General features: G+C 57.5%; 26 protein-coding genes. 9 read left to right on the forward strand and 17 right to left on the reverse strand.

The window, feature by feature from the left end:
• Window positions 1–101: 101 nt before the first annotated feature.
• Complete coding sequence (locus O3297_RS18920; RefSeq protein WP_083299841.1) at window positions 102–587, forward strand: tetratricopeptide repeat protein; 486 nt, start codon at window positions 102–104, stop codon at window positions 585–587.
• 21 nt (window positions 588–608) lie between these two features.
• Here O3297_RS18920 and can read toward each other — a convergent pair whose 3' ends face one another.
• The 7 genes from can to O3297_RS18955 all read right to left on the reverse strand — a co-directional run bounded on the left by can (window position 609) and on the right by O3297_RS18955 (window position 9,685).
• Window positions 609–1,280 (reverse strand): carbonate dehydratase, encoded by a 672-nt coding sequence (gene can, locus O3297_RS18925; RefSeq protein ID WP_034788731.1) that lies wholly within the window; start codon window positions 1,278–1,280, stop codon window positions 609–611.
• A gap of 136 nt (window positions 1,281–1,416) precedes the next feature.
• Window positions 1,417–2,550, reverse strand: a complete 1,134-nt coding sequence (gene dnaJ, locus O3297_RS18930; protein WP_034745985.1) for a molecular chaperone DnaJ — start codon at window positions 2,548–2,550, stop codon at window positions 1,417–1,419.
• Between the two features lie 161 nt (window positions 2,551–2,711).
• Window positions 2,712–4,655 (reverse strand): molecular chaperone DnaK, encoded by a 1,944-nt coding sequence (dnaK, locus tag O3297_RS18935; RefSeq protein WP_034745982.1) that lies wholly within the window; start codon window positions 4,653–4,655, stop codon window positions 2,712–2,714.
• Window positions 4,656–4,746: 91 nt separating this feature from the next.
• Window positions 4,747–5,283, reverse strand: a complete 537-nt coding sequence (gene grpE, locus O3297_RS18940) for a nucleotide exchange factor GrpE (RefSeq protein WP_034788734.1) — start codon at window positions 5,281–5,283, stop codon at window positions 4,747–4,749.
• Window positions 5,284–5,627: 344 nt separating this feature from the next.
• A complete protein-coding gene (hemH, locus tag O3297_RS18945) occupies window positions 5,628–6,737 on the reverse strand; it encodes a ferrochelatase (protein WP_305049419.1) in 1,110 nt (369 codons plus the stop codon).
• 271 nt (window positions 6,738–7,008) lie between these two features.
• Entirely contained in the window at window positions 7,009–8,676 is a 1,668-nt protein-coding gene (gene recN, locus O3297_RS18950; protein ID WP_092607376.1) for a DNA repair protein RecN, read from the reverse strand.
• A 49-nt stretch (window positions 8,677–8,725) separates the two neighbouring features.
• Window positions 8,726–9,685 (reverse strand): NAD kinase, encoded by a 960-nt coding sequence (locus O3297_RS18955; protein WP_305049420.1) that lies wholly within the window; start codon window positions 9,683–9,685, stop codon window positions 8,726–8,728.
• Between the two features lie 256 nt (window positions 9,686–9,941).
• Between O3297_RS18955 and O3297_RS18960 the strand changes: the two genes are divergently transcribed.
• The 4 genes from O3297_RS18960 (at window position 9,942) to gloA (ending at window position 12,631) form a co-directional block, all read left to right on the forward strand.
• Window positions 9,942–10,208 carry a hypothetical protein gene (locus O3297_RS18960; protein WP_034788743.1) on the forward strand — a complete coding sequence of 89 codons (267 nt, stop codon included), beginning with the start codon at window positions 9,942–9,944 and terminating at the stop codon, window positions 10,206–10,208.
• 51 nt (window positions 10,209–10,259) lie between these two features.
• Entirely contained in the window at window positions 10,260–11,570 is a 1,311-nt protein-coding gene (locus tag O3297_RS18965; RefSeq protein WP_305049421.1) for a sorbosone dehydrogenase family protein, read from the forward strand.
• A gap of 106 nt (window positions 11,571–11,676) precedes the next feature.
• Window positions 11,677–12,099 (forward strand): OsmC family protein, encoded by a 423-nt coding sequence (locus O3297_RS18970; RefSeq protein ID WP_070254681.1) that lies wholly within the window; start codon window positions 11,677–11,679, stop codon window positions 12,097–12,099.
• A gap of 124 nt (window positions 12,100–12,223) precedes the next feature.
• Window positions 12,224–12,631 carry a lactoylglutathione lyase gene (gene gloA / locus O3297_RS18975; RefSeq protein ID WP_071653386.1) on the forward strand — a complete coding sequence of 136 codons (408 nt, stop codon included), beginning with the start codon at window positions 12,224–12,226 and terminating at the stop codon, window positions 12,629–12,631.
• Between the two features lie 4 nt (window positions 12,632–12,635).
• Here gloA and O3297_RS18980 read toward each other — a convergent pair whose 3' ends face one another.
• Window positions 12,636–13,541, reverse strand: a complete 906-nt coding sequence (locus O3297_RS18980; RefSeq protein WP_305049422.1) for a LysR substrate-binding domain-containing protein — start codon at window positions 13,539–13,541, stop codon at window positions 12,636–12,638.
• A 91-nt stretch (window positions 13,542–13,632) separates the two neighbouring features.
• Here O3297_RS18980 and O3297_RS18985 point away from each other — a divergent pair, with 91 nt between their 5' ends.
• The gene (locus O3297_RS18985; RefSeq protein WP_305049423.1) at window positions 13,633–14,100 is read left to right on the forward strand and encodes a DMT family transporter; all 468 of its coding nucleotides are present in this window, start codon (window positions 13,633–13,635) and stop codon (window positions 14,098–14,100) included.
• A 75-nt stretch (window positions 14,101–14,175) separates the two neighbouring features.
• On the opposite strand, the gene O3297_RS18990 is transcribed toward O3297_RS18985, so the two are convergent.
• From O3297_RS18990 to O3297_RS19005, 4 genes are all read right to left on the reverse strand, one after another.
• Window positions 14,176–15,516: a TolC family outer membrane protein gene (locus O3297_RS18990; RefSeq protein WP_099389174.1), complete on the reverse strand. Its 1,341-nt coding sequence runs from the start codon at window positions 15,514–15,516 to the stop codon at window positions 14,176–14,178.
• Between the two features lie 141 nt (window positions 15,517–15,657).
• A complete protein-coding gene (locus O3297_RS18995; protein ID WP_034788759.1) occupies window positions 15,658–15,981 on the reverse strand; it encodes a rhodanese-like domain-containing protein in 324 nt (107 codons plus the stop codon).
• A 13-nt stretch (window positions 15,982–15,994) separates the two neighbouring features.
• Window positions 15,995–16,645, reverse strand: a complete 651-nt coding sequence (locus O3297_RS19000) for a protein-L-isoaspartate O-methyltransferase (RefSeq protein WP_099389175.1) — start codon at window positions 16,643–16,645, stop codon at window positions 15,995–15,997.
• Between the two features lie 169 nt (window positions 16,646–16,814).
• The gene (locus O3297_RS19005) at window positions 16,815–17,465 is read right to left on the reverse strand and encodes a TetR/AcrR family transcriptional regulator (protein WP_034788763.1); all 651 of its coding nucleotides are present in this window, start codon (window positions 17,463–17,465) and stop codon (window positions 16,815–16,817) included.
• Window positions 17,466–17,853: 388 nt separating this feature from the next.
• Here O3297_RS19005 and O3297_RS19010 point away from each other — a divergent pair, with 388 nt between their 5' ends.
• Window positions 17,854–18,171 carry a transposase domain-containing protein gene (locus O3297_RS19010; RefSeq protein ID WP_305049424.1) on the forward strand — a complete coding sequence of 106 codons (318 nt, stop codon included), beginning with the start codon at window positions 17,854–17,856 and terminating at the stop codon, window positions 18,169–18,171.
• A 107-nt stretch (window positions 18,172–18,278) separates the two neighbouring features.
• Here the strand turns inward: O3297_RS19010 and O3297_RS19015 are convergent, their stop codons facing one another.
• The 5 genes from O3297_RS19015 to O3297_RS19035 form a co-directional block, all read right to left on the reverse strand.
• Window positions 18,279–19,520 carry a hypothetical protein gene (locus O3297_RS19015; protein WP_305049425.1) on the reverse strand — a complete coding sequence of 414 codons (1,242 nt, stop codon included), beginning with the start codon at window positions 19,518–19,520 and terminating at the stop codon, window positions 18,279–18,281.
• A 123-nt stretch (window positions 19,521–19,643) separates the two neighbouring features.
• Entirely contained in the window at window positions 19,644–20,531 is an 888-nt protein-coding gene (locus tag O3297_RS19020; RefSeq protein ID WP_305049426.1) for a DUF6602 domain-containing protein, read from the reverse strand.
• Between the two features lie 39 nt (window positions 20,532–20,570).
• Window positions 20,571–21,452, reverse strand: a complete 882-nt coding sequence (locus O3297_RS19025; protein ID WP_305049427.1) for a DNA adenine methylase — start codon at window positions 21,450–21,452, stop codon at window positions 20,571–20,573.
• 38 nt (window positions 21,453–21,490) lie between these two features.
• The gene (locus O3297_RS19030) at window positions 21,491–22,810 is read right to left on the reverse strand and encodes a hypothetical protein (RefSeq protein ID WP_305049428.1); all 1,320 of its coding nucleotides are present in this window, start codon (window positions 22,808–22,810) and stop codon (window positions 21,491–21,493) included.
• Window positions 22,811–22,896: 86 nt separating this feature from the next.
• Window positions 22,897–23,250 (reverse strand): helix-turn-helix domain-containing protein, encoded by a 354-nt coding sequence (locus tag O3297_RS19035; RefSeq protein WP_305049429.1) that lies wholly within the window; start codon window positions 23,248–23,250, stop codon window positions 22,897–22,899.
• A gap of 291 nt (window positions 23,251–23,541) precedes the next feature.
• Between O3297_RS19035 and O3297_RS19040 the strand changes: the two genes are divergently transcribed.
• The gene (locus tag O3297_RS19040; RefSeq protein ID WP_305049430.1) at window positions 23,542–23,769 is read left to right on the forward strand and encodes a DNA-binding protein; all 228 of its coding nucleotides are present in this window, start codon (window positions 23,542–23,544) and stop codon (window positions 23,767–23,769) included.
• 977 nt (window positions 23,770–24,746) lie between these two features.
• Complete coding sequence (locus O3297_RS19045) at window positions 24,747–26,651, forward strand: DDE-type integrase/transposase/recombinase (RefSeq protein ID WP_305049431.1); 1,905 nt, start codon at window positions 24,747–24,749, stop codon at window positions 26,649–26,651.
• Window positions 26,652–26,654 lie beyond the last annotated feature (3 nt).

Raw genomic sequence — 26,654 nt, forward strand, 5'->3', positions numbered from 1 at the left:
AGGCTGTCACGCAATGGCACGGCAGCACCGGCTTTGCCCGGAAATGGCGCTAGCATGCAACTTGCTTATCTACCAATCTTCAACCATCGTCCAGGAAAGCCATGCCCACCTACGCCCTGCTGCTCGCCTTGCTGTTCCCTGCTTCCATCCACGCCCAGGATAGCCAGGGTGAAAGTGATCTCAGCTACAAAGCCTATGTGCACAGCGACAAGCGCATCAAGTGTTTGTACGGCTATGCGGCCGACAAGACGGGCGACCATGCGGCCGCCGTCGCCATCTTTGAAGATTGCATCCGGCGCTGGAACGATGTGTACTCGATGATTTGGCTGGCCCAGTTGTATGAAACGGGCATCGGCGTGACTAAGGACCTGGCGCAGGCGACGGCGCTGATGCGGCGCGGCGCGCATACGAATGATGACGCCGCCTATGCGCGGCTGGCGCGCTACCACTATGGCGTGGCGCTGGCCGAAGGACGGGGCACGCCGCAGGACATTCCCCAGGCCAGAACCTGGCTGCGCCAGGCGGCGCAAGAGGGCGTGCGGGAGGCGGCCGACTACTTGGGCCGCCTGGAAGGCGCGGCACCTTAGCGCCGCGCCCGCATTGCTTGCTTACGCTATTGCTTCGTAGCGGGCCAGGCGGGTCGCCATGCGCGGCGCCAGCTCGTGGCCGGCCGTGACGGTCACTTCCAGGTCGTTCAGCAAGCCATCCTTCAAGCCATAGACCCAGCCATGGACGCTGAGTTCCTGGCCCCGTTCCCACGCATCTTGCACGACGGTGGTCTGGCACACGTTCAAGACTTGTTCGACCACGTTCAGTTCGCACAGGCGGTCGCCACGCTGGCGGCTCGTCAGCACGTCGCCCAGGTAGCGCTCGTGTTTCTGGCCCACGTCCTGGACGTGGCGCAGCCAGTTGTCAACCAGGCCAATACGCGTGCCCGTCATGGCCGCATGCACGCCCTTGCAGCCGTAATGGCCGACGATGATGATATGTTTGACTTTCAGCACGTCCACGGCAAATTGCAGGACGGACAGGCAATTGAGGTCGGAATGCACGACCACATTGGCGATATTACGGTGCACAAACACGTCGCCAGGCGCCATGCCCAGCAGTTCGTTGGCGGGCACGCGGCTGTCGGAACAGCCGATCCACAGGTATTCGGGCGACGTTTGCGCTTCCAGGTTCTTGAAGAAGTTCGGGTCTTTCGCCACCATCGAGTCGGCCCAGCGGCGGTTACGCTGCAGCAGTTCCGCCAGGGCCGGGCCATTTTTCTGTTCGGTCATATCGCTCCCATTGTGTGCATACGACTGAATTGGCGGCAGATCGCGCCCATAGGCCGGCGATGCGCGCACATTTCTCAGTCGTGGTGAAAAAAACGCCGGGATGTGTGAGCATCCCGGCGCATGGTATTACGTGTGCTTACTCAAAAAAATCCTTGACCTTGTCTTTCCAGGTCTTGCTTTGCGGACTGTGCTTGGCACCGCCCTCGGTCGTCGACTTTTCAAAGTCGCGCAGCAGGTCTTTCTGTTTTTCCGTCAGTTTCACCGGCGTTTCGATGGCCACGTGGCAGAACAGGTCGCCCGCGTAACCGGAGCGCACGCCCTTGATGCCCTTGCCTTTCAGGCGGAAGGTTTTGCCCGACTGGGTGCCTTCCGGGATCGTGAACGACACTTTGCCGTTCAGGGTAGGCACTTCGATTTCGCCGCCCAGTGCCGCCTTGGTGAACGAGATCGGCATTTCGCAATGCAGATCGTCGCCTTCGCGCTGGAACACGGCGTGCGGCTTGATGTGGATTTCCACATACAGGTCGCCCGACGGGCCGCCATTCGTGCCCGGTTCGCCGTTGCCGGACGAACGGATACGCATGCCGTTGTCGATACCGACTGGAATTTTCACTTCCAGGGTCTTGTTGCGCTTGATGCGACCGGCGCCGCCGCATGGCGTGCACGGGTCGGTGATGACCTTGCCGCTGCCATGGCATTTCGGGCAGGTTTGCTGGATGCTGAAGAAACCTTGCTGCATGCGCACCTGGCCGTGGCCACCGCAGGTACCGCAGGTGGTTGGCGAGGTGCCCGGCTTGGCGCCGCTGCCGTGGCAAGTGTCGCACTTGTCCCAGCTCGGCACGCGGATGGTCGTGTCGAAGCCGTGAGCAGCTTGCTCCAGTGTAATTTCCAGGTTGTAGCGCAAGTCGGCGCCACGGTACACCTGTGGCCCCGCATTGCGGCTGCGTCCACCGCCACCGCCAAAGATGTCGCCGAAGATATCGCCGAAGCTGTCGGCAAAGCCGCCAGCACCGCCGCCGAAGCCGCCACCGCCGCCCATGTTCGGGTCAACGCCAGCGTGACCATAGCGGTCATACGCATCGCGCTTTTCCGGATTGGTCAGCATCTCGTAGGCTTCTTTGACTTCCTTAAACTTTTCTTCCGATTCCTTGCTATCCGGATTGCGGTCCGGATGGTATTTCATCGCCAGTTTACGGTAAGACTTTTTGATCTCTTCTTCCGAAGCATTTTTTGCGACACCGAGTGTCTCGTAAAAATCACGCTTTGCCATGTTGTCGGCACCTTGCAGTCTATCTACTGATGTAAAAATTACACGAAAAAGCCGAGTCGAGTGCTGCACTGGGCAACGACTCGGCTCGGCCGGTCTTCGCGGCTAATCCCGCGATGTAGCGTTCAGCCCGGCTGCCCCCAGTTCATGGGAGCGCAAGACAATTACTTGCTGTCTTTGACTTCTTTGAAGTCAGCGTCAACAACGTCGTCTTGCTTGGCGCCTGCGTCCGATGCGCCAGCAGCTTGCTGTGCACCTTCCGCGCCGCCGGCAGCTTGCTGCGCTTGCATGTCGGCATACATTTTTTCGCCCAGTTTCTGCGATGCGCTCGACAGTGCTTCCACCTTGGCGTCGATCTCAGCCTTGTCGCCCGCCTTGATGCTTGCTTCCAGGTCGGTGATCGCCGCTTCGATCTTCTCTTTCTCGCCCGCATCCAGCTTGTCGCCGTATTCGGTCAAGGATTTCCGGGTCGAGTGTACCAGAGCATCGGCCTGGTTGCGCGACTCGGCCAATTCTTTGACCTTCTTGTCTTCTTCCGCGTTCAACTCGGCGTCTTTCACCATCTTCTGGATTTCAGCCTCGGTCAAGCCGGAATTGGCCTTGATCGTGATCTTGTTTTCCTTGCCGGTAGCCTTGTCTTTCGCGCCGACATGCAAGATGCCGTTGGCGTCGATGTCGAAGGTCACTTCGATCTGTGGCGTGCCGCGCGATGCTGGCGGGATGCCTTCCAGATTGAATTCGCCCAGACCCTTGTTGCCGGCGGCGATTTCACGCTCACCCTGGAAGACCTTGATGGTCACCGCAGGCTGGTTGTCGTCGGCCGTCGAGAAGACTTGGCTGAACTTGGTCGGAATCGTCGTGTTTTTGTGGATCATCTTGGTCATCACGCCGCCCAGGGTTTCGATACCCAGGGACAGAGGAGTAACGTCCAGCAACAGCAAGTCCTTGCGTTCGCCCGACAGGACCGAACCTTGAATCGCTGCGCCCACGGCGACGGCTTCGTCCGGGTTCACGTCCTTGCGTGGATCCTTGCCGAAGAATTCCTTCACTTTTTCCTGCACCTTCGGCATACGCGTCATACCGCCGACCAGGATGATGTCATCGATGTCCGACACTTTCACGCCAGCATCTTTGATAGCGATGCGGCATGGTTCCATCGTGGCCGTGATCAGCTCTTCCACCAGCGATTCCAGCTTGGCGCGGGTCATCTTCAGGTTCAAGTGGACCGGTGCGCCGTTCGCCATGGCGATGTACGGCTCGTTGATCTCGGTTTGCTGCGACGACGACAATTCGATCTTCGCGCGCTCGGCCGAAGCCTTGATGCGCTGCAGGGCGATCGGATCTTTTTTCAGGTCGATGCCGTTGATCTTCTTGAACTCGTCGATGATGTAATCGATGACGCGCTGGTCGAAGTCTTCGCCGCCCAGGAAGGTGTCGCCGTTGGTCGACAGCACTTCAAATTGTTTCTCGCCATCAACATCTGCGATTTCGATGATCGACACGTCGAACGTACCGCCACCCAAGTCATACACGGCGATTTTACGGTCGCCTTTTTCGGTCTTGTCCAGGCCGAACGCCAGCGCTGCCGCGGTTGGCTCGTTGATGATGCGCTTGACGTCCAGGCCAGCGATACGGCCGGCATCCTTGGTGGCTTGACGCTGCGAGTCGTTGAAGTACGCAGGCACGGTGATGACGGCTTCGGTGACTTCTTCACCGAGGTAGTCTTCTGCCGTTTTCTTCATCTTGCGCAGCACTTCAGCCGAAATTTGCGGCGGCGCCAGTTTTTTGTCGCGTACGCCGATCCATGCATCGCCGTTGTCGGCTTTCATGATTTGGTACGGCATCAGCGCGATGTCTTTTTGGACTTCTTTTTCGTCGAACTTGCGACCGATCAGACGCTTGACTGCGTACAGCGTGTTTTTCGGATTGGTCACGGCCTGGCGTTTCGCTGGCGCGCCGACGAGAATTTCGCCATCTTCTTGATAAGCAATAATCGACGGCGTCGTGCGTGCGCCTTCAGCGTTTTCGATTACCTTTGGTTGACCGTTTTCCATGATGGAAACGCAGGAATTCGTGGTTCCCAGATCGATACCGATAATTCTACCCATGATTTATTTCCTTTTATTTGCTAGATTTCAGATGGTTCTTATATGTGGCAAAGCGGCATGGTTTCAAGGCTTGCTTGATGCCGCCCTCTGATTATTTTGCTTGCGCGGTCGTGACAATGGCTGGACGCAGCAGGCGGTCCGCAATCATATAGCCCTTTTGCAGGACTGACACGATGGTATTGGCTTCCTGCTCTGCTGGCACCACGGCAACAGCCTGGTGTTTCATCGGATCGAGCTTCTCGCCCTGCACTGGCAACACTTCCACCAGGCGGTTGCGCTCGAACGCGGCGTTCAGTTGCTTCAGGGTCATCTCGACGCCTTCTTTCAGCGATTCGATGGTCGGTGCTTCCACCGTCAGCGCCGTTTCCAGGCTGTCTTTCACCGGCACCATGGCTTCGGCAAAGCTTTCCACTGCGAATTTATGCGCTTTAGCAACATCTTCCTGCGCGCGGCGGCGGATATTTTCACCATCGGCCTTGGCGCGCATGAAGGCATCGTGCATCTCTGCAAGACGCGCTTCGGTACTCGCCAGCTGCTCTTCCAAAGTAGGCTCTGCGGGAGTCGATGGGGCAGTCGCCGCGGCGTCCGCTTGCGGATTAGGTACAGCTTGGTTTTCCTGATCTTGCATCTGAAAAGCTCCTACAATCAATGACTTAAATGAGTTAGTCTAACTATCTTTACAACACTAACGGGCAGATGGGGCTATATCCTATTGTTTCAAGGGGTATCCGTGGCAAAACCAGGATTACAGCGATCCATGTTACAGCTTATTACAAAACGCCACCCATTTCGGCCAGCGATCCGTGCGCGCGCCCCCTTGATTTTCCAGGCTTCCCATGGCAAAGCGGGCATTCTACCAGCCCCGCCGCGGCCATCGCCACTGGCGGTGTTGCTATTTGGAAAGCCCCTTGGCCGCGCCAGACATGACAAAGCCGCGCAAGCGCGGCTTTTAGATGGCGAAAAATGCAGTTGTCAGTTGGTCGCGCCCAGCGCCAGTGCCGCCGTGCGCGCCTGCTCGCCCGCTTTCCTGTCCGCTTCGCGCTGCGGTACCGTCTTCATCGTCGGCCAGCCAATCATGTGCTGTTCCGCAATTTCCGCCATGCCTGCGATCCAGGCGGGTGTTTCGTTCAAGCAAGCGATGTAATGAAACTGCTGGCCGCCGGCCGTTTCAAAATCATGCTTGGCTTCCATGGCGATCTCTTCCAGCGTTTCCAGGCAATCGCTGGTAAAGCCGGGACACAGCAGGTCGACGCGCTTGACGCCCTGTTGCGCCAGCGCCACGAGGGTGGGCGCCGTGTACGGCTGCAGCCATTCGGCTTTGCCAAAGCGCGACTGGAAAGTCACCACATATTGCTCTTTACTTAATTTTAACTTTTCCGCCAGCAGACGCGCCGTTTTCAGGCATTGGCAGTGGTAGGGATCGCCCAGCAGCAGGGTGCGCTTGGGCACGCCATGAAAACTCATCACCAGTTTTTCCGGACGGCCATGCGCTTCCCAGTGGTTCAGCACGGAGTCGCGCAAGGCGTCGATATACGTGTCGTGCTCGTGATACTGCTTGATAAAGCGCAATTCCGGCACATTGCGCACGTGGGCGTAATGGGCAAACACGGCGTCGTAGATGGAACCCGTCGTCGTGCCCGAGTATTGCGGATAGGCAGGCAGGATGGCGATGCGCTCGCAGCCTTCGCTTTTCAGCCTGGCCAGCACCTCGGGCAAGGAAGGCGAACCGTAGCGCATGGCCATGGCCACCGTCACGCCGTCGTGACCCCGCTCGGCCAGGGCGCCGGCCAGCAACTTGGCTTGCTTTTCCGTGTGCACTTTCAGGGGCGAACCTTCGCGCGTCCAGATCGACGCGTATTTCTTGGCCGACTGGCCGGAGCGGAAGGGCAAAATGATCAGGTTCAAAATGAACCACCAGACGATGCGGGGAATCTCCACCACGCGCGGGTCCGACAAAAATTGCTTCAGATAGCGCCGCACGGCCGACGATGTCGGCGCATCGGGCGTGCCCAGGTTGACCAGCACCACGGCGCTGCGGTCGATGCTGCCATGCGTGTACGGAGGTTCTGTTTGAAATGACATGAAGGCTCTTCGAAGGCGTTGGATGGATAGCCGACCATTATAGTTACATTGCGTCAACATCGGGAAAGATGGAAAGGAACGGCATAAGGCTAACTGCTATTCTCGCCAGACCGGTTTACGCTAACAACGCCTAACAAAACCGTAGCGAGCGGCAGCGAGGCTCGGCGCCCCCGTTGGCCCGAGAAGCGGAGCTGTGCGAAGCATGGGGCCGCCGAGGCAGTGAGCATCGCAGGCCGCGACCCACGACGCGCAGTAGGTTTGGTTAGGTGTACTAGATAGCCAGCAACTCGCGTGCATGCTTGCGCGTGGTGGCCGTGATTTCCAGGCCGCCCAGCATGCGCGCCACTTCTTCCACCCTGGCCTTGGCGTCGAGCATGTCGATGCGCGACGCCGTCTTGCCATTGTCCAGGGTGCTTTTTGCCACCTGAAAATGCTGATTCGCCTGGCTGGCCACTTGCGGCAAGTGGGTCACGCACAGCACTTGCCGTCCCTGCCCCAGGCGTTTCAACAGGCGGCCCACCACTTCGGCGACGGCGCCGCCGATGCCGCTGTCGACCTCGTCGAAGATCAGGGTCGGCGTGGTGGTGGCGTGCGAGGTGATGACGGAGATGGCCAGCGCGATGCGCGCCAGTTCGCCGCCGGACGCGACTTTCGCCAGCGAGCGGGGCGCCGTGCCCGCATGACCGGCGACGAGAAACTCCACTTGTTCGAGCCCGTGGGCGGCCGGCTCGCACGGGTGCAGGGCGATTTCAAAGCTGCCGCCCGTCATGCTCAGTTCCTGCATGGCACGTGTGACGGCGTGCCCCAGTTCCAGGGCGGCGGCGCGGCGCGTGTCGGACAAGCGCTCGGCAACGCTGCGGTACTCGGCTTCGATCTTCGCTTCCTGGCGCAGCAAGCCTTCGATGTCGGAAGCGTCGGCCAGGTGCTGCAGCTTTTCCGACAGCTTCGCATGTTCCTCGGGTAATTCTTCGGGCGTGACGCGGAATTTGCGGGCCGTGCTGTGCATGGCTTCCATGCGCGCGTCGAGCTGGTGCAGGCGCTCCGGATCCAGCTCGACCCGGTCCAGGTAATTGTTCAGCGCGTACACGGATTCCTGCAACTGGATGCGCGACGATTCGATCAGGTCGACGATCGGCTGCAATTCCGCGTCGACGGAGACGAGCTTGCCCAGCTTCTGGTTCAGGGCCGACAGTTGCGACACGATCGGGTGGTCTTCCGACTCGGAAATAGTCGACAGGGCTTCCTGCGCCCCTTCCAGCAGGCTGGCCGCATGCGACAGGCGGCTGTGCTCGTTCGTGATGTCCGTCCATTCACCGGGCTTGGCGGCCAGCTTTTCCAGTTCTCCCACTTGCCATTCCAGGCGTTCGCGCTCGTACAGCACGTTGGCGGCGTTGGTTTCGAATTCTTCGCGCTGGCGCACGAGGGCGCGCCAGCGCTTGTGCAGCGCCGCCACTTGCCGCGCATCCTGTTCCGCGCCCGCTTCGCGCGCCGTCGCCTGGCCATCGAGCAAGGCGCGCTGGGCTTCGCTTTTCAGCAGGGACTGGTGCGCGTGCTGGCCGTGGATGTCGACCAGCATGTCGCCCAGTTCGCGCAGCTGCGCGGCCGTGGCGGGGATGCCGTTGATATACGCCTTCGAGCGGCCCGCATTGTCGATCACGCGGCGCAACAGGGCGCCGCCATCGTCGTTGGCGAATTCATGCGCCACCAGCCAGGCCTGCGCCACTTCGCTGACGGAGAAGTCGGCCGTGATGTCGGCCTTGGCCGCGCCTTCGCGCACCACGCTGGCGTCGCCGCGCCCGCCCAGCGCCAGGGTCAGCGCATCGATGAGGATGGACTTGCCGGCGCCCGTCTCGCCCGTCAGCACGCTGAAGCCGGCGGAAAATTCCAGTTCAATGGTATCGACAATGACAAAATCGCGGATGGACAGTGTATGGAGCATGGCTTCTGTGGTTAGGCGGCGCACCGCGGGTTGACGTAGAGAAAACTAGTTAGCTGAGCTTGCCCTCGCCCGACGGGTACTCATTCCAGTGCAACTTTTCACGCAGGGTGTTGTAGTAACTCCACCCTTCCGGATGCAGGAAGGTAATCGTATGCGGCGAACGGCGGATGAGGATGCGGTCTTGCTGCACCAGGCTGGCAAAGGTCTGCATGTCGAAATTGACGCTGATATCGCGCCCGCGCACGATTTCCACGACGATCTGGCTGGAGTCGGGCAGCACGATGGGACGGTTCGACAACGCATGCGGGGCGATCGGCACGAGCACGATGCCGCCCAGGGTCGGGTGCAGCAGTGGGCCGCCGGCCGACAGCGAATACGCGGTCGAGCCCGTGGGCGTGGAAATGATCAAGCCATCCGAACGCTGGTTGTACATGAAGTGGCCATCGACCTCGACGCGCAATTCGGCCATGCCGGCACCGGCGCCGCGCGAGACGACGACATCGTTGACGGCCATGCCCACGTGAATCGACTCGCCGTCGCGCAGCACGCTGCCTTCAAGCAAGGTACGGCGTTCGGCCTTGAAGCGGCCACCGAGAATTTGCGCCAGCACGGGCAGCATGCGCTCGAGCGGGATATCGGTCATGAAACCCAAGCGTCCTTGATTGATGCCGATCAAGGGTACGTCGAATGGCGCCAGCTGGCGCGCAATGCCCAGCATGGTGCCGTCGCCACCCATGACGATGGCGCAATCGGCGGCGGCGCCGATCTCGGCCGGCGACATGGCGCGCACGCCGGGAAACGCCAGGTTCATATGCGCGGCCGTCTCCGCCTCAAAGACCACCGTGTGGCCCAGCACTTGCAGGAAATCGACGATGCTTTTCACGGGCTCGGCAATGCCATCCGTATTCTGGCGCACGACCAGGGCGATGGTCTTGGCGCCCAGGTTGAAGCGTTCGCCCGGGGCTGGCGAGGGCGCGGCTGGCTGTTCGGCGGGTATATCGACGGGCATAAGAGTCTCGGTAGTAAATTCGGTGGCAAACCGCCCCAGGCTGTCGCGTCGCACGCCGGCATCGCATGATACTGTATATATGCACAGTATAGTGCGGCTGCCGTGTGCCCGCAAGGGGCGTTCTTGGTGTTGCACGCAGTGTAGCGCAGAAAAAGATTCGTCCATGCGTGCGCCAGCGCTCCCAGCATGGACAAATCCGCTTGCAGGCGGCCTGGCGCGGCGGGACACTGGTTTCACTTTACTGCCAGGAGGCCATATGCATACCCCACCAAGCGAACGCAAGATCAATACCGATGAAAAGGTCAAGAATGACGGCGTCGACCGCCTGCCGCACGAGCGCGACGAGTCCCCCGATGCGCAAAACGCACGCCCGCGCAAAATCATGCAACAGGCGGCCAGCGACCTGGAACAGGGTCTGGTCGATACGGATCGGCGCGCCCAGCCCGGCGTGGAAAAGGTCAAGCCGGCCGAACCGAAACAGGCCCGTCCCGACGCGCAGCTGGAACCAAAGAAGGCGCGCTGACTCCAACTGTCACGCGCCGCTGCCCGCATTGCTAGTGTTATGGAGTACGCCATGCACCGTTATGTCTGTTCATTCCTGTTGGCCGCTGCCTGCGGCACCACGGTCGCCCACGCCCAGGCGCCCGCCATGCCCGTGGGCTTTGGCCCGCAACCCGCCCTGCCTGCGCCTGACAAGCAACTGATTCCCACCGTCAACGTAGCGCCCGTGCAGCGCTGGACGGCCGCACAGCGGCCCGTGGTCGCGGCCGGCCTGGCCATCCATGCATATGCGCGCGACCTCGACCATCCGCGCTGGCTGTACGTGCTGCCGAATGGCGACGTGCTGGTGGCGGAAACGAATGCGCCGCCGAAACCGGACGACAGCAAGGGCATCAAGGGCGCCATCATGCAGATGCAGATGAAAAAAGCGGGCGCGGCCACGCCCAGCGCCAACCGCATCACCCTGCTGCGCGGCACGGATGGCAACGGCGTGGCGCAGACGCGCAGCGTGTTCCTGCAAGGCTTGCATTCGCCATTTGGCATGGCCCTGGTGGGCGACGATCTGTATGTCGCGAATGCCGATGCCTTGATGCGTTTTCCTTACAAGGAAGGCCAGACGGCCATCACGGCGCCAGGCGTCAAGGTGATGGATTTGCCAGGTGGCCCCATCAATCACCACTGGACCAAGAACATCGTCGCCAGCGCCGACGGCAAATTTCTCTATGTATCCGTCGGTTCGAACAGCAATGTGGGCGAGAACGGCATGGCGGCCGAAGATGGCCGCGCCGCGATCTGGCAAGTCACGCGCGCCACGGGCAAGGCGCGCGTGTATGCGACGGGTTTGCGCAATCCGAACGGCATGGCCTGGCAACCCAAAACGGGCGCCCTCTGGACGGCCGTCAATGAGCGCGACGAGCTGGGCAACGATCTGGTGCCCGATTACATGACGTCCGTCAAGGACGGCGGCTTCTATGGCTGGCCCTACAGTTATTTCGGCCAGCACGTCGATGCGCGGGTCAAGCCGCCGCGCCCCGAACTGGTGGCCACCGCCATCGCGCCCGACTACGCGCTGGGCGCACACACGGCTTCGCTGGGACTGGCGTTCTATGACGGCGCCTTGCTGCCCGAACGCTACCGGGGCGGTGCCTTCATCGGCCAGCACGGCTCGTGGAACCGCAAGCCCTTCAGCGGCTATAAAGTCATTTATGTACCATTCGCCAACGGCGTGCCCAGCGGCCCGCCGCAGGACGTCATCGCCGGTTTCCTCGACAGCAATGGCAAGGCGCAGGGGCGCCCCGTCGGCGTGGCGGTCGACAAGGCGGGCGCGCTGCTGGTGGCGGACGACGTGGGCAATGTCATCTGGCGCGTGACGCCGGCGCCGTGAGCGGCCCTGCCCCGTGCCGCGCATGCGCCCCCTGTGTGACGCAACGAACGGAAGCGCCAAGCCCTGGCGCGCATGATGGACGCTCGAACCACGCAAGGAGTACATCATGAAAAAAACAGGATCAGCCGTCTGGAGTGGCGGCCTTAAGGATGGCAAAGGGTTTATTTCCACCCAAAGCGGCGCGCTCGACAATGTGGCATATGGCTTCAACACGCGCTTCGAAGACGGTCCCGGCAGCAATCCGGAAGAACTGATCGGCGCTGCCCATGCGGCCTGCTTCACCATGGCCCTGTCCGGCCAACTGGGCGAAGCTGGCTTGCGTGCCACGGCACTGAAAACCACGGCCGATGTCAGCCTGGAAAAAATCGATGGCAGCTATGCCATCACGGCCGTGCACCTGACCCTGGTGGCCACCGTTCCCGGCGCCACGGAAGAAGCATTCCAGGATGCGGCCCTGCGCGCCAAGCTCGGCTGCCCCGTGTCCAAGTTGCTGGCCACGGAAATCACGCTGGATGCCCATCTGGAGTAAATCCAGCGGCACTAACGTCACCGTCCGCTGCTGTCCTGCACCAGGACAGCTGGGGCGGTCTCGGCAAGAAAGCCGTAAAACGCATAAAATCCTGCCATTCCCCTATCATCATCAAGGATTTACGATGCGTATTTTGCACACCATGTTACGGGTCGGCGACCTGCAGCGCTCCATCGATTTTTACACCAAGGTCCTGGGCATGACATTGCTGCGCACCAGCGACAACCCGGAATACCAGTACACGCTGGCCTTCGTCGGCTATGGCTCGAATCCCGACCACGCGGAACTGGAACTGACGTATAACTATGGCACCACCAGCTATGAGCTGGGCACGGCCTACGGCCACATCGCCATCTCGGCCGACGACATCGTCGCCGCGTGCGACGCGGCACGCGCAAATGGCGGCAACGTCACGCGCGAACCGGGTCCCGTGAAAGGCGGCAACACGGTCATCGCCTTCATCACCGACCCGGACGGCTACAAGATCGAATTGATCGAGCGCAAGTTCGACGGCCAGGGCGGCGGCCTGTAATACCTCAGCCTGGCTCAGCGGCCTGTGCAATGGCCGCGCGCAGCCAGGCGATGCCCGCATCGCCGTCCGTGCGGCGGTGCCGTATCACTTCAAACGCAAACGGCGCGATGGTAAACGGTGCAGCGTACAGCGCCAGCCCTTGCGCCGCACTGCCCTGCAAGGCGCGCCGCGCCACCGTCAGGATCAAGTCCGTCCCCATCACGACGTCCGGTGCGACCGTCCAGTACGGCACACGCACGGCAATGCGGCGCGTCTGTCCCAGCTGGGCCAGGGCCGCGTCGACTTCGGCCGCCAGGCCGCCTTCGCTGGACGCCACCAGCACGTGCGGGCGCGCCAGATAGGTTTCCAGGCTCAGCATTTCACCGGCCGCCAGGCTGGCCGGATCGAGCGCGCACACGAACGTTTCCTCGAATAAGGTTTCTCTATGGAGCTGCTCGGGCAGTTGCGGGAACACACCGAGCGCCAGGTCGATCTCGCCATCCTGCACGCCAGCGATCACGGCCGGACGGCTGGCGTAACTGATGGCCAGGTCGATGCCGGGCGCGTCCACGCGCAAGCGGCGCAACAGGCGGGGTAGGATCAACGCCGCGCCGTAATCCGACATGGCCAGGCGAAACACGCGCTGCGCCGTGGCCGCCTCGAAGACGGCACCGCCCAGCACCGAGCGCACGCTTTGCAAGGCTTCGGCCAGCGGCCGCGCCAATTCCAAAGCCCGCGCTGTCGGCTGGAAGCCGCCCTTGCCGCGCAGCAGCAGCGGATCGCCGAGCAGGTGGCGCAAGCGGGCCAGCGCATGGCTGACGGCAGGCTGGCTCATGTGCAAGCGTTCGGCTGCGCGCGACAAATGGCGCTCGCTCAGCAGCGCGTCCAGGATCACCAGCAAGTTCAAATCGACGGCGCGCAGATTATTCATTTGGTGCATAGTTGGATGACAAACTACGAATTGGATTTAATCATCACAGCATAATACGATGCCCCCATCAACTCAACTGTGGGAGTCGCACATGCATGCATGGATTACCGTATTTGCCCCGCTGGCCATGCTGGCCGGCGCCGTCGTCCCCGTCCAGGCGGGCGCGAATGCCGCGCTGGGCCGCAACCTGGGCCACCCGCTGTGGGCCACCCTCGCCTCGCTGGCCGTCAGCGCAGTGCTCGCTTCGCTCGTGATGCTGGTCTGGCGGGTGCCGGCGCCCGATGTCAGCCTCGCCATGCGCGGGCCGGGCTGGTCCTGGCTGGGAGGCGCGGCCGGCGTGTTCTATATTACGGCCGCGCTGATGCTGGCGCCGCGCATGGGGTCCGGCCCCTTCATGGCGGCCGTCATCGGCGGGCAAATGCTGGCCGCGCTGGCCATCGACCGCTACGGCTTGCTGGGCTTTGCCGTCAAGCACATTTCTCCACTGCACTGGGCCGGCGCGGGGCTGGTGGTGGCCGGCGTGATCGTGACGCAAGTCGCCAATACCCGCACCGTGTGAAAACACGTCAAGACGAAAAAAAACCAGCGCCGCTGCCGGTGCTGGTTTTTTTTGAAGTTGACAGCAAGACCGCGCTTACTTGTCGAGCAAGGCATTCACCGGCATCAAATCCGTTTCCTTCAGGGTGCCGGCTGCTGCCTTCAGGCGCAAGCCGTTCATGATGGTGTCGTAGCGGGCTTTCGACAGGTCTTTTTGTGTCGAGAACAATTGTTTCTGCGCATTCAAGACGTCGATATTGATGCGCACGCCCACTTGATAGCCGAGCTGGTTCGACTCCAGCGCCGACTTGCTCGACACTTCCGCCGCTTCCAGCGCCTTGACTTGCGCCAGGCCGCTATTAACGCCGAGGAAAGCCTGGCGCGCGCCTTGCGATGCCGTGCGGCGTGCCGTTTCCAGGTCGTTGCGGGCCTTGTTTTCCAGCGCGATCGATTCGCGCACCTTGCTGGTGACGGCAAAGCCGCTGAAGATCGGGATGCTCCACTGCACGCCGATGGCATTGTTGTTATTGCCGCTGCCATTGCCGCCACCGGAAGTGTAGCTATGGCCCGTGTTGGCGATCAGGTCCAGGGTCGGGTAGTGGCCGGCGCGGTTGCGGCCGATGTCGCGCTTGGCCGATTCCACGTTGAACTGGGCCGTGACGACGCCATAGTTCTGCTCTTCGGCGGATGATACCCACGGCTCGACGACAGCCGGTTCCGGCGCGCTGATGACCACGCCCGTGCGCATCGGCGCCAGATTCGTTGGCGCCTCGCCAATGATGGTTTGCAAGGCGCTGCGCTTGTTGGCCAGGTCATTGATGGCGGCAAACTCCTGCGCCACCACCAGGTCGTAGGCCGCCTGCGCTTCGTGCGTGTCGGTAATCGTTTGCGTGCCGACTTCGAAGTTGCGCTTGGCCGATGCCAGCTGCTCCGTCGTGGCGACCTTTTGCGCCTGCGTGGCGCCCAGGTTGTCCTGCGCGCTCAGCACATCGAAATACGCCTGCGCCACGCGAGTGATCAGGTCTTGCTGGACTTGCGCAAATTGCGCTTCAGCAATCGCTTGCGCCAGCTTGCTTTGCTGATAGGTTTCCCAGCGGTCCCAGCGGAACAGCGGCTGCGCCAGGGTCAGGTTGTAGCTGTTCGTGCGCACGTTCACGGATGGCGAAGTGATCTTGTTGCCGCCATTGTTCTGGACGATCTGTTCCTGATTGCCGCGCGTATTGCTGCCCGAGGCGGAGATTTGCGGCAGCAAGCCTGCCAGCCCCTGCGGAACCCGCTCCATCCCGGCCGACAGGGCCGCCCGCGCGCTCGCATACTGCGCGTCATTGGCCAGCGCCTGCTGGTACACCTGGATGAGATCGGCCGCCTGCGCTTGCAGCGAGTATGTCATCGAGACAAAAGCGCTGGTCATCAGCACGGCGATAAGGGGTTTCCGCATTGCATTTCTCCGTTGGAGTCGTCAAAAGTTGATGGAATCAAAAATCTGCTACCGCTTGCCTTGCGCCCGCCGGGTGAGCGGGGTACAGGCCTCCGCAGGCATGCAGGAAAACATGCCTGGGTGCATCTACTGCAAAACAACTTAGTATTTAGGCATCGCGCTATCGACTTGCAGCGCCCAGGCATGCACGCCGCCCGTCAAATTACTGATCTTGCCAAAACCATTGCGCTCCAGGAAGGCCGCCACTTGCATGCTACGCATGCCGTGATGGCAGATGCAGACGATCTCGGCGTCTTCATCGAGGTCATCGATGCGCGCAGGAATGGAGTTCATCTGCATCAGGGTGGCACCGTCGAGGTGGCACAGGTCGAACTCCCACTGTTCCCGCACATCCAGCAAAAACGGCCGCGGGCGGGAAGGGTCAGCCAGCCAGGCGGCCAGCTGCGGTGCACTCAAATGCTCCATCGAATCGGTCGCCTCAGAACTGGAAATGCGACGGTGCCACGGCTTGCAGCGGCGTGACATTGGTTTCAAACAGCTTGCGCGTGTCGTAAGCCTTGTCCGAGCTGCGCGTGATCAGGTGCGCCGACATGATCGGCGCTTCACCGATGATGGCCAGGATGCGGCCGCCGACTTTCACTTGTTGCAACAGTGCTTCCGGCAACACGGCCAGGGCGCCGGACACGACGATCACGTCATACGGTGCGCCCTTGCTCCAGCCTTGCGCGCCGTCGCCCAGTTCCACGGTGACGTTCGTCACGCCGTTGGCGGCCAGGGTCTGTTCGGCCAGGGTTTTCAATTGGGGAACGATTTCCACGCTCGTCACATGACGCGCCTTGTGCGCCAGCAAAGCCGCCATGTAGCCGCTGCCGGTGCCGATTTCCAGCACATTTTCATGCTTTTTGACGGCTACGTCTTGCAAAATGCGCGCTTCCAGCTTCGGCGTCAACATGCATTCGCCGCCGCCCAGTGGGATTTCGGTATCGACGAAGGCCAGGTTTTTATAGGTGGCCGGCACGAAATCTTCACGCTTGACCACATTCAACAGCTCCAATACGTCGATATCCAGTACGTCCCATGGACGGATCTGCTGTTCGATCATATTGAAGCGGGCTTGTTCGATATTCATCTTTGGACTCGGTAAGTGAAGTAATAATCCGCCATTTTATCGTTGAACTGGCTGAAAGCACATGTTAACCATAAAGACGGGGAATGGAGGAAATTTGCGACGATCTGCAGATTTGAGGGGGCGAACCTTGGAAAAGGGGCAACTGAACGGTAGAGGCAAGCTCGGCATGTCAACTTTTCCCGGGCGCCTCCACCTGCAGACTGCGCAAGCTCATGTCGATAAAGGCATCCATATAGGCGATCGGGTCGATGTTCTTGACCTCGCACGGCAGGAAGGAATGCGTCCACATCATCAGCATGGTGACGGGCGCGCTGAGGATGGTACTGACCAGCACGGGATCGACCTGGCGGAATTCGCCCCGCTGCATGCCCCGTTCCAGCAGGCTGACGATCAGCCCATTGCCGCGCGTAACGACTTCTTCGTTGTAAAACTGCGCCAGTTCCGGGAAATTGTTCGCTTCGGCCAGCATCAGCTTGGTCAAACCGGCCAGCTTGGTGGCGCCGAACTCTTCCCACCACTGCATCATCACCTTGCGCAACAACTCGGCGCTGCTGCTGTCCGAGGCGGCCATGCTGTCTTCCGCCTCGCCGATCGACTGCACAATATTGTCGCGCACCACGGCCTTGAACAGCTCTTGCTTGTTCTCAAAGTACAGGTACAGCGTGCCTTTCGACACGCCGGCCCGCTTGGCCACATCCTCCAGGCGCGTCGATGCGAAGCCCCGTTCGACAAACAGGTCGAGGGCGGCGGCGAGCAGTTCCTGCGGGCGGGCATCCTTGCGCCGCTCCCAGCGGGGCTTGGTATCAATCGGGGCTTGCATGTGTCTTTCCAAGTAACTTACTTTTGAGTCATTAATGGTAGACCGGTCTACCGTCAAGGTCAAGCGCTGGCCGTACCACTACGCAAGCGTTGGACGACGCATAAGTTTGCACGGACGACAGATAAAGTTGCACGCGACGACGCATAAACCTGCACGCGGTGCAAAGTTGCTGACGGCTCCGGCAACCACAATGCCGCATAACATCGTACTCATGCCTCCATCCCGATGCAAAAAGCCTTAGGTTACCGGCCAAACATGCTTTGCAAGGCCATTATAGCGGTCTGAGGTAGGGAGGAAGTAACGGTCGTGAGGTCCGCAGCGAATCGTATGGATAGCATACGCGAGCGCTCGGCTTGTTTGGCCTGGGAATGTCATCCAGCGAAGGGCTATGGCTTATGCTCTCGATCATTCGGTATTCATCAGCCGATACGTTGAGGATGGCAGGGTTGCGTTCGATAATAATATTTCCGAACGTGAAATAAAAATGGTCGTCATCGGCCGCAAGAGCTGGATGTTTGCCGATTCAATAGATGGCATGCGTGCCAACGCAATCATGTACAGCCTTGTTACAACTGCCAAAGCGAATGGGTTGAATCCGTACGACTATCTGTGGCATGTGTTCGCGACGTTGCCCTATCTGAAGACGGCAGCTGAGGTCGAGTCTTTGCTGCCGTGGAACCTGCTACACTTACGCGACACTCACTGATCAGAGCATCTAGGAATAATTGGAACTGAATTAATGCTGAATTGCTGCTGGAACATCAAAGATGAATTTCACTACGGTAGTGAGTCTGAATGTATATCCGGCTCAGCTCACTTCGACGGAGCCTTGCCATGTGAGTTTGTCAAGATGCCGCCAAGGACAAGCGAAACCGCCATCGATTGATCTATGTTCGAGGCTGCAGCATAGTTATGTGCTCCCATTTGAAGCAAGGCAACTATGCTCCCCTCAGTCACACTCTGGGCCGATAGCGTCGTCTTTTGGTCCTGGTTCAGTGCAGCCTTAGCATTCTTAAACCTATTCTTCACGTAGGTGGCCAAGTTCTCTCCGATGTCCTGCGCTGCGGTTTCGACCAACAATCGCAACGCCATCCGAATGACGCTTGGAAACGATTGCGAAAATTTTTGCTTGTTGCTTACATAAAAGTTGTACAAGTCTGCTAAGTCTCGGTAGAAATTATTGACGTCACCACTTTGTAGGTAGAGAGGACCTCCGAAAATCGGCGGTTCTTTTGGACGGGTGCGCCTAGTCTGCGTTTGCCGTAATGCTAGTTCAAATGTGCCTTTGGATTCTTTGACATCTCTGAATTTCTTTGTCTGATTGGTGGCGAGGATTTCTTGCGTACTTGAATCCAGTACTCCAACTACGTCACCGCGATTGTTCCGAGTGCTGATAACCTTATCGCGCACCTTCCGCGCAATATCCGCAAGAATCGCAGCCGTCTCCTTACTGGTGTGCCTTGAGTGGAACGTATCACCGTCGATTTGCAAGCCAATTTTTTCAAGCACATCCTCGCGAAATATTTCCTCCTTCACAAAGCGCTGATTCATATACGGATTTGCACTGATGATCCCAGTCCGTTCCTCTAAAACTAAGAACGGCGACTTAGGCCTTTTCATGTGCTTGTGAAGAAATATGTCCCGTTCCAAAGGTAACCAAGAGCCACTGTCCGCGTGTTTTCGGAGGACGTTGGTCAGCGCAATCCCCTTTGAGCACACGTTGCAAGGTATTTCCTCGGGGAAGGTCGGCAGTTCTGCTGGTGCAAGGCCGTCAGCCCTGACCTGACCAATCTTGATTTTTCCAAGTACGACACGCCGATTCCCGTCATATACGACTGGATGCTGGCCGTGGAAAACAATGGTAGGTAATTCACTGAGGTCGTAAAATTCGCCCATTTCCTTCGCGAGCTTGGGTAGTCCCCACTTGCTGTGCGTGTCAGAAAGCGCTTTATCGACGATATCTTGATCTTTGGCATCTGCCCTTATTGGATCGCGAGGATTCTCGGTCCAAAGCACCAAATCTGACAGTTTCAGCAGCATTACCTCTTGTGTCATGTATCTTCCCCGATATCGAAATCGAATTGGTGCCAACAGATGAAATACGGAATTTATGTTGGCATGATACAACTTGCTTCAGGGATACGCTAACAATTTGATAACCGCGAATGCAGTTGCTGCTTAATTATCCGACTCATTCGGATAAGGCTCAGTGAAATGCCGCCGCCCTACAGCCAATCTCGTCAACGGGAACTTTTGGACATGTATTGGCTGCCATTCGAGGATTTGGATTGCGTACCGTTCTAGTAGAAACCGGGCCTCACTATGGACGACCCTGTCTTCAACTAACTTCATCAGCGCGATTGAAAACGCGAGGAGGACGTCATCACCGAACTTAAAAAATTCTAAACATCCTTCTCCATCTATCTCGTCTTTGATTACCAAGAGCCCAGTTTCCAAAAAGACCATTACATGCGGCCAACATTGATCGATTGGTCTCTCTTCATCCGCAAGCTTCAGTAACTTTTCAGGCGTGAGGCTCCCTCCACCTCCCAAGAACATCGCCGCGCTGCCGATTTGATGTTTTACGAGCAACGTTCCCTGATACGCTACCCCATACTCAATAGCTGAAACGCGTGCATCCAGCGTCTCGACTGCGTCGTCAAGAGTCGGATCTTTCAGCGGCGCGATCGCGTTAATCGCCGCGCTTTTTTCACGAACATCCTGAAATTCCTCGGCACTCCAATTACTCTTGCATTCAATGACGCCCCTCACAGACTCTGCAAAGAAAAAGGAGTGGTCCAACAGAGGGAGAGAGGGGAAGTTACTTGAGTCCCAAATTACTATGTCGGCCTCTTTGCTGCGCTTTAGAATATCGTAGACCATCCCTCGGCCTACGGAATACCGACGGGGCAGCAGGTCTCCCAGATAGGCTCTGTAGATCTGTTCACGATGTCCGCCAATTAGCCCGGAATGATTGCAAACGGGGAGTTCCGCAAGGGCCATCAATTCCTTTCGCTTTGCGCGAAAGTAGCCTTGCACAGCAGACGTCGTCTCGTTCTTTCTCATCTGCGTTCGTCCATAACGAATAAGGCGTAGACGCCGGTATCAGGAAGCCATCGCCAATTCGGATTGGGGAATCTGCAGCGCCCAGATCGATGCTGGGGCATGCAGCTTTGGGTCCAATACAAGTAGTTCAGTTCCCATGCGCTTGACTTGGGCTGAATAGTTGAGCTGTGTGGTGAATGTCGGGTATTGCGAGTAAAGCTTACGGATTTCCGGCGTGTCGTCGTAGGTCACCATCCAACGCCGTTTGATCTTTGCGATTGATTTCGCAAGTTGCGCATGGTCTTCAGGATTGTAGAAGTTGGTGTAGAGGTCCTGCCCCTTCGCGTAATAAGGCGGGTCGAGGTTGACCAGCGTATCCTTGCCTGTTGTTGGTACGATCTGTGAGATGAACTCCGAAGCATCAAGGTTCGTCAGCACGATCTGCTCTCGGCGAGTACCAATGCGCTGAATCTTGCGCACCAAGTCGAGTTTATTGAACCGGCAATCAAGGGAATATTCACTCTTTTGTTGGAGGCCGCCGATCACCCCGGCCTTGATGATGCCTGACCTGTTCGTGCGATTCAGAAATAGCGTTGCAAAACCCTTCTTCAGAGTCGACGTTCTCGTCTTCGAGAAATAGACTTCGCGTTGACGATGCCACTCGTCGATGGTGACCTCAGTGCTTTGGATGAGAGTACACAATTCGTCCGTTTTATTGGTGATGCTGTGCCAAAGGGCGTAGATGGCTGGGTCGTAGTCATTCAGGTAAATACGCGAGACGTAGTCGTCCAGCAATAATTTGACGGCGATTCCGGCTCCGCCAGCAAACGGCTCCGCATAGTGACCATAAAACAGGTCATTGGTACGCATCAGCTCAATGACGAAAGGGATCAGCTGGCTCTTACCGCCAGGGTAGCGAAGGGGGGTGTCTGTCGTTGGCATAGCGTTATGCTAGCGAAATTTAGCTCCCTTGGCCAGCACTATTTTAGTTTGGTGTAGATGTACGCAAACGCCTCGGAGATGTTGTCCCAAGTGCGGAAAACGTCGTGCTTAGATGGAATCGCGCCGCCATGCACGAAATGTCCCAGCGTATCAGGAGAGGCCGTTGAATCCTTTTTGCTTGACATGACGCGAAGGTTCTTGCGAACTCGATCCTCAATCCCTTCGGCCTCCAGCTGTTTTTCCACCGCTTCGATTTTCTGGTGCAGTTCCTTCGGTAGCGCTCTCCCCCTGTTTTCCTGCTTTAAGTACAGCGTGCAAGTTTGCTCTATTAAGGCCCGTAACAAGTAGGCAGCGCTGAAGGCAAACTCGGCATCTAGGGTGCGCAGTTCATCGTAGATGCGTTTCAGTACCGTGTCCTTGCTGATATGGGACTTGAACGACGCAGGTATCACAGTTTTGTCGTGTTCTCTGCCGCGATTGTTTCTTTTTGGCTTTGTCGATGATTCAGCTTTGCCGCCGGTGGAAGCAGCAGCAGCAGGTGTAGCAGGCAGGCCGCGAGTCGTCGGCGCATCGCCATCTTTGCGCAGTTTGGCGGCGTAGGCCTTGCGCTCTTCCGCCGATGAACGTGAGCTAACGTCAGAGTCTTTGTCACCAGCATCGCGTAGAAAGCGAGTAACGGCCCGGTCAAACTCATCCTGAGGGACCGTAATATTCAAGTCGCGATTGTTCTGTAGTCCGACTGTGTCGCGGAACACGGGATTGGTCAGATACCGTGTGAGGGTAGTGAGGGCAATGTTCGCCTTGTCGTCCTCGGTAATTAGGCCGCTCTCTACGGCATACTCAACAATTTGGGTAGCTTGTGCATTGGGATTTGTACGCTCGCCACCTTCCATATTGAAGCGGGCCTTTTGCCTTGCGTCCCATTTCTTAGTACCAATCCCGCCTTGCTCGCCTTCATGCCGGATCGAGACCCACGGTCTGGCCTCCGCTTTGTTCTTGAAAATGCGGGCTTCGATAAGCTTGATCGGCTTCGGCATCATGTCGCGAAGGCTGCGGAAATATTTCTTATCGGCTTCAGTAGGGGCGCGGTCCGGGTCTTCGAGCAGCTTCAATACGCAAACTCGGCGATTTCCCTCTGCTGGAATAAAAGAACCTTTTATCTTTGGGTGAGGAACAAGCGCCAACATATCCAATGGGTTCAAGCTGCCCTTCGTAGCAATATCTTTTGCTAGGGCACGCACACCTTCATGATGAAGCAGATAGGTGATCAATTCTGGATCACCTTCCATTGGCTCGTGCCTTGGATTGTCCCGGTCCAAATAAATAAGACCAACACGCACATCGCTAGTTTCCATCATTCTTCCTCGGAAATATTTCTTCGAAGTATTGTAATTAATATTTTATAAATAGTAAATCTCTAATTCTCATACTTCGATGGGTCAACTCAAGTGCAAACTAAGTTCAGCAGTACGGGTACGTTAAATAACTCCTGCATGTCCACTTCTAACACTGTTGCAATTTTACACAGCACTAACAGGGACGGGTTGCTTACGCACCGCTCCACTTGACTGATGTACGTCCGATCGCCAAGCGACGCATTCGTGATCGTGTTGCGCAAGGTCCGGTGGCCGTCTTTCGAGCTGCACAGGAAGTCAACGACAACCGACTCCCTGTATTCATTCAAGGAAAGAACGATGGCCGTTCCAACACCGAAATAGCAACCAGGTTGGGCGAGAAAATCTGCGTTTAGGGAGGCGAGAAATTTAGCGATGTGTTGATGATGAGGACGGTCAAACATGCAAGATGCGATGACCGAATTCAAACGTCAATCGAACAATCAGAGCACGTTCAAGGGGGCTCATAGCGGTTTCATCAACAAAACGCCAATTCCGCTCGTAGAGACCGATTGCAACAAATTACAAAGCACCATCCAGATACCAATCTTGCGAGATATGAGATGCAATTCTGTCGAAATGTAAGAAAAATACATCGACAGGAATCCAACAAGTCCAATGTAATCAATGACTTGCGCGCACTTTCATAAACGTGTATGTTTCCTCACAACTGAGCAAGAAACTGGAGCACATCTATGAACCGCACCGCTAACGACGTACTGCAAGACTTCAGGTTTCGCGGCGTCTCTGTTGCCGAGTGGGCAAGACAGAATGGATTCACTCCGTCTTTGGTGTATCAAGTGCTGCGAGGCCACAGCGTTCCTTCGCGCGGGAAAAGTCACACTATCGCTGTACGTTTGGGCATGAAGAATGGAATTACAGAGCCTGATCTTGATTTTTCAACAAGCCGTTATCAAGAATAGGAGGAACTAAAGAAGCAAACCTATCCGCCCAAACACAAACGGACCCTCTCGGGTCCGCCTGCGGTTGCAGTATCGAAAGACACTCACAACGGTTCGCACCCGTAGTTTCTTCCGAATGCAACCCAGAGTCAAGTCACGCCTTCGTTTTTTTGATGGCGCGTCGCGGTAGCGTACGCCCATGCGGGCAACGGTACCGTGCAACCTATTTCTCGGAAGATAACTATGTCTGGAATTTTTTACGACCAACGCCGTACTCCACCATCCGGGGTCGCTTCGCAGAAGTACCCTATGCCCCAAGTGGCATCTGCTGATCTACTTATTCAAATAGCCCAAGCTTTCCAAAAGCAGCCAAGCCTTGCCCGTATCCTTCATGGTGACCGAAAAATCCGACAGGGTGGGAGGGGCAGAAGAACTGCACTATTTCCAAGTACCAAATGCGGGGGCAGTATCCCGCTGGAAAGTCGACTCGAACTTGCATACGCGGTAGTTCTCGAACGCTCTCCAAGTGTTCAGGAATATAGAACTCAGGCAATTCGAGTCTGCTTGCCAAGCGGAGGATTCGCACATCCAGATTTCTTGATTCGGACGACTTGTGGCCAAATCGAGGTCCATGAGGTAAAGCCATCTATCGAACATCTTCCCAAAGCTGACGTGGAGCGGTTCACGTTCATGCGAGACGTACTGGGCCAAGCAGGCGTCGGCTTTCGATTAATCGACATACACAGTTTACCGAGCCCGCCGGTATTGGAAGAGCTACTACAACGTTACGCGCGCGGCCACCTGCAAGCTTTCTCTCAAGCGCAGACCGACATCGCAAGATCGCTGCTTGCACACAATGCTAACTGTACGTTTGACGCAGCCTATCAACTGATGGCGCTACATGGGCTACCCGCGCAAATAATCGATTTTCTGAGTTTTCATCAGCAGTGGTCTTTCATTCAACCGACTGACAATGCATTCAAATCGCGAGGTGCTCGATGAAATCCGTTGTTGAACCGAAACTGGGAACACGATTCTCCATCCACGGTGCAAAATTCGAAATTAGCTTCATAGCAGATGGTACGGTTCGCTACTCAAGCAGTGCGGGCGGGCAAGTCCACCGGATGCCATATGCGAAATTTCTTGATCTGCAAATTCAAGGATCGCTTGATGTCAGCGACGCGACCAACGCAGTTATCAACACGTACAGTAGCCATGCGAGCATCATAAAATATCGTTATATTGAAGCAGCGATACGAACACTGCCACATCCCACCGCGAGGGCACCGCTGGCTGAGGTAATCAGAACTGTTTGCGCGGACCTTTCCGATGCAAAGCCGCCATCGGTTAGAACAGTGTCATATTGGATCGCCAACTTCAAGCAGCGAAAGGAGGAATCCCTCCCGCCGCGATATTCTCGCCGCGGAAATCGGACAATTCGCTTCGCTGTCGAAGTCGAGCAACTAATTTCTGAGGCTATTGAAGAACAGTTCCTGCGACGTGAACGTGGCGGCGGCGATGCTGTGCACAGCCAGGTCATCGGCAGAGCTGCACAGCTTGGTCTTTGCGACTCTCACGCCAGCAAAGTCGCGCTCCCATCTATCCGTACAATTCAACGACGGATAAAACAACTTGATCCGCATACAGTCGCATGTGCGCAGTTGGGCCCGCTGGCCGCAAGCAAGATTGCACGTGCAGCAGGGAGAACAATCGAAGCGCGAAATTGCTTATCAATCGTTCAGATGGATACCCACAAGGTGGACGTGCTGGTCGTTGATCCTGATACTGGCGACGTACTCGGACGGCCATTCCTTACTACCGTTCTTGATGTGCACACCCGGAGCATTGTTGGCACGTACATCAGCATGTACGATCCCAGCGCGACGACCGCGCTGGCCGCACTCAAGGACATGCTGGTCCGGTATGGCATCCCGTCGTTAGTCATTCCTGACAATGGCGTCGAATTTGCGAACTCAGCATTTATCTTGGTATGCGGTACGTTGAAGATAACGATTTCGCCAGCACAGTCGCGAGACCCGAATGGCAAAGCGCACGTGGAATCCTTCTTCAGAACTTTAACCAATGCACTGATACAAAGCTTGGCGGGCACGACTTTTTCTAGTCCAGCAGCACGAGGTGACTACGACTCCAGTCGAAATGCGCGGTTCACCATTCAGCAAGTCAAGTCCTTTGTCGACGAGTGGATTAACGAGGTTTATCACAAGACAGTTCACTCACGAACCCTTCGTGCTCCAGCCATAGCATGGGAAGAAAAAGCGAGTGTGATGAGCCCAATGAAACTAACCGCTGCAGAGGTGGATATTCTGGCAAGACGCCCATATGAGCGAACCATCCATGGTGGCCGGGTTCAGTTCGAAGGGCTGCACTACTTTTCACATGCGCTTATTGGTCTTGAAGCTCAAGGCAATTCGAAGATCACGATCTTAATCGACGAGTTGAATCTGCAAACCGTTTTCTTCGAAAACCCTTCTTTGAGGGGGGAATACCTAATGGCCGAATCAACTGACCCGGACTACACAGACGATCTAACGCTGTTTGCACACTTAGAGGCAATGAAGATCAAAAAGGCACTTTCCGATGCAGACAGAAAGCGGTTCGGCACGAACGCCAACCGTATTGCTCGCTGGACGCTGATGTCGCGAATTCAGCACGAAAGCGAAGCAGCAAAGAAGTGGCTTCGTAAGCTGACCAATGGCGTTGGTCGCAAGCTACGTAAAACTGATGCAAAATCGGCCGGCAGTGAATGCAGCGAGCTTGAGCGGGTCGAGCAGATCGATAGTCCTAAAAGTACGCTTGCTCCTCAGCCTTCTTCCGCCCCTCAGAGTACTGCGAAGGCGGGGTGGAATGTCATTCCAACGATCAAATCTCTCGACACGGAGTAGGCC

This window comes from Janthinobacterium sp. SUN128, from assembly GCF_030587275.1.
Lineage (GTDB): Bacteria > Pseudomonadota > Gammaproteobacteria > Burkholderiales > Burkholderiaceae_D > Janthinobacterium > Janthinobacterium lividum.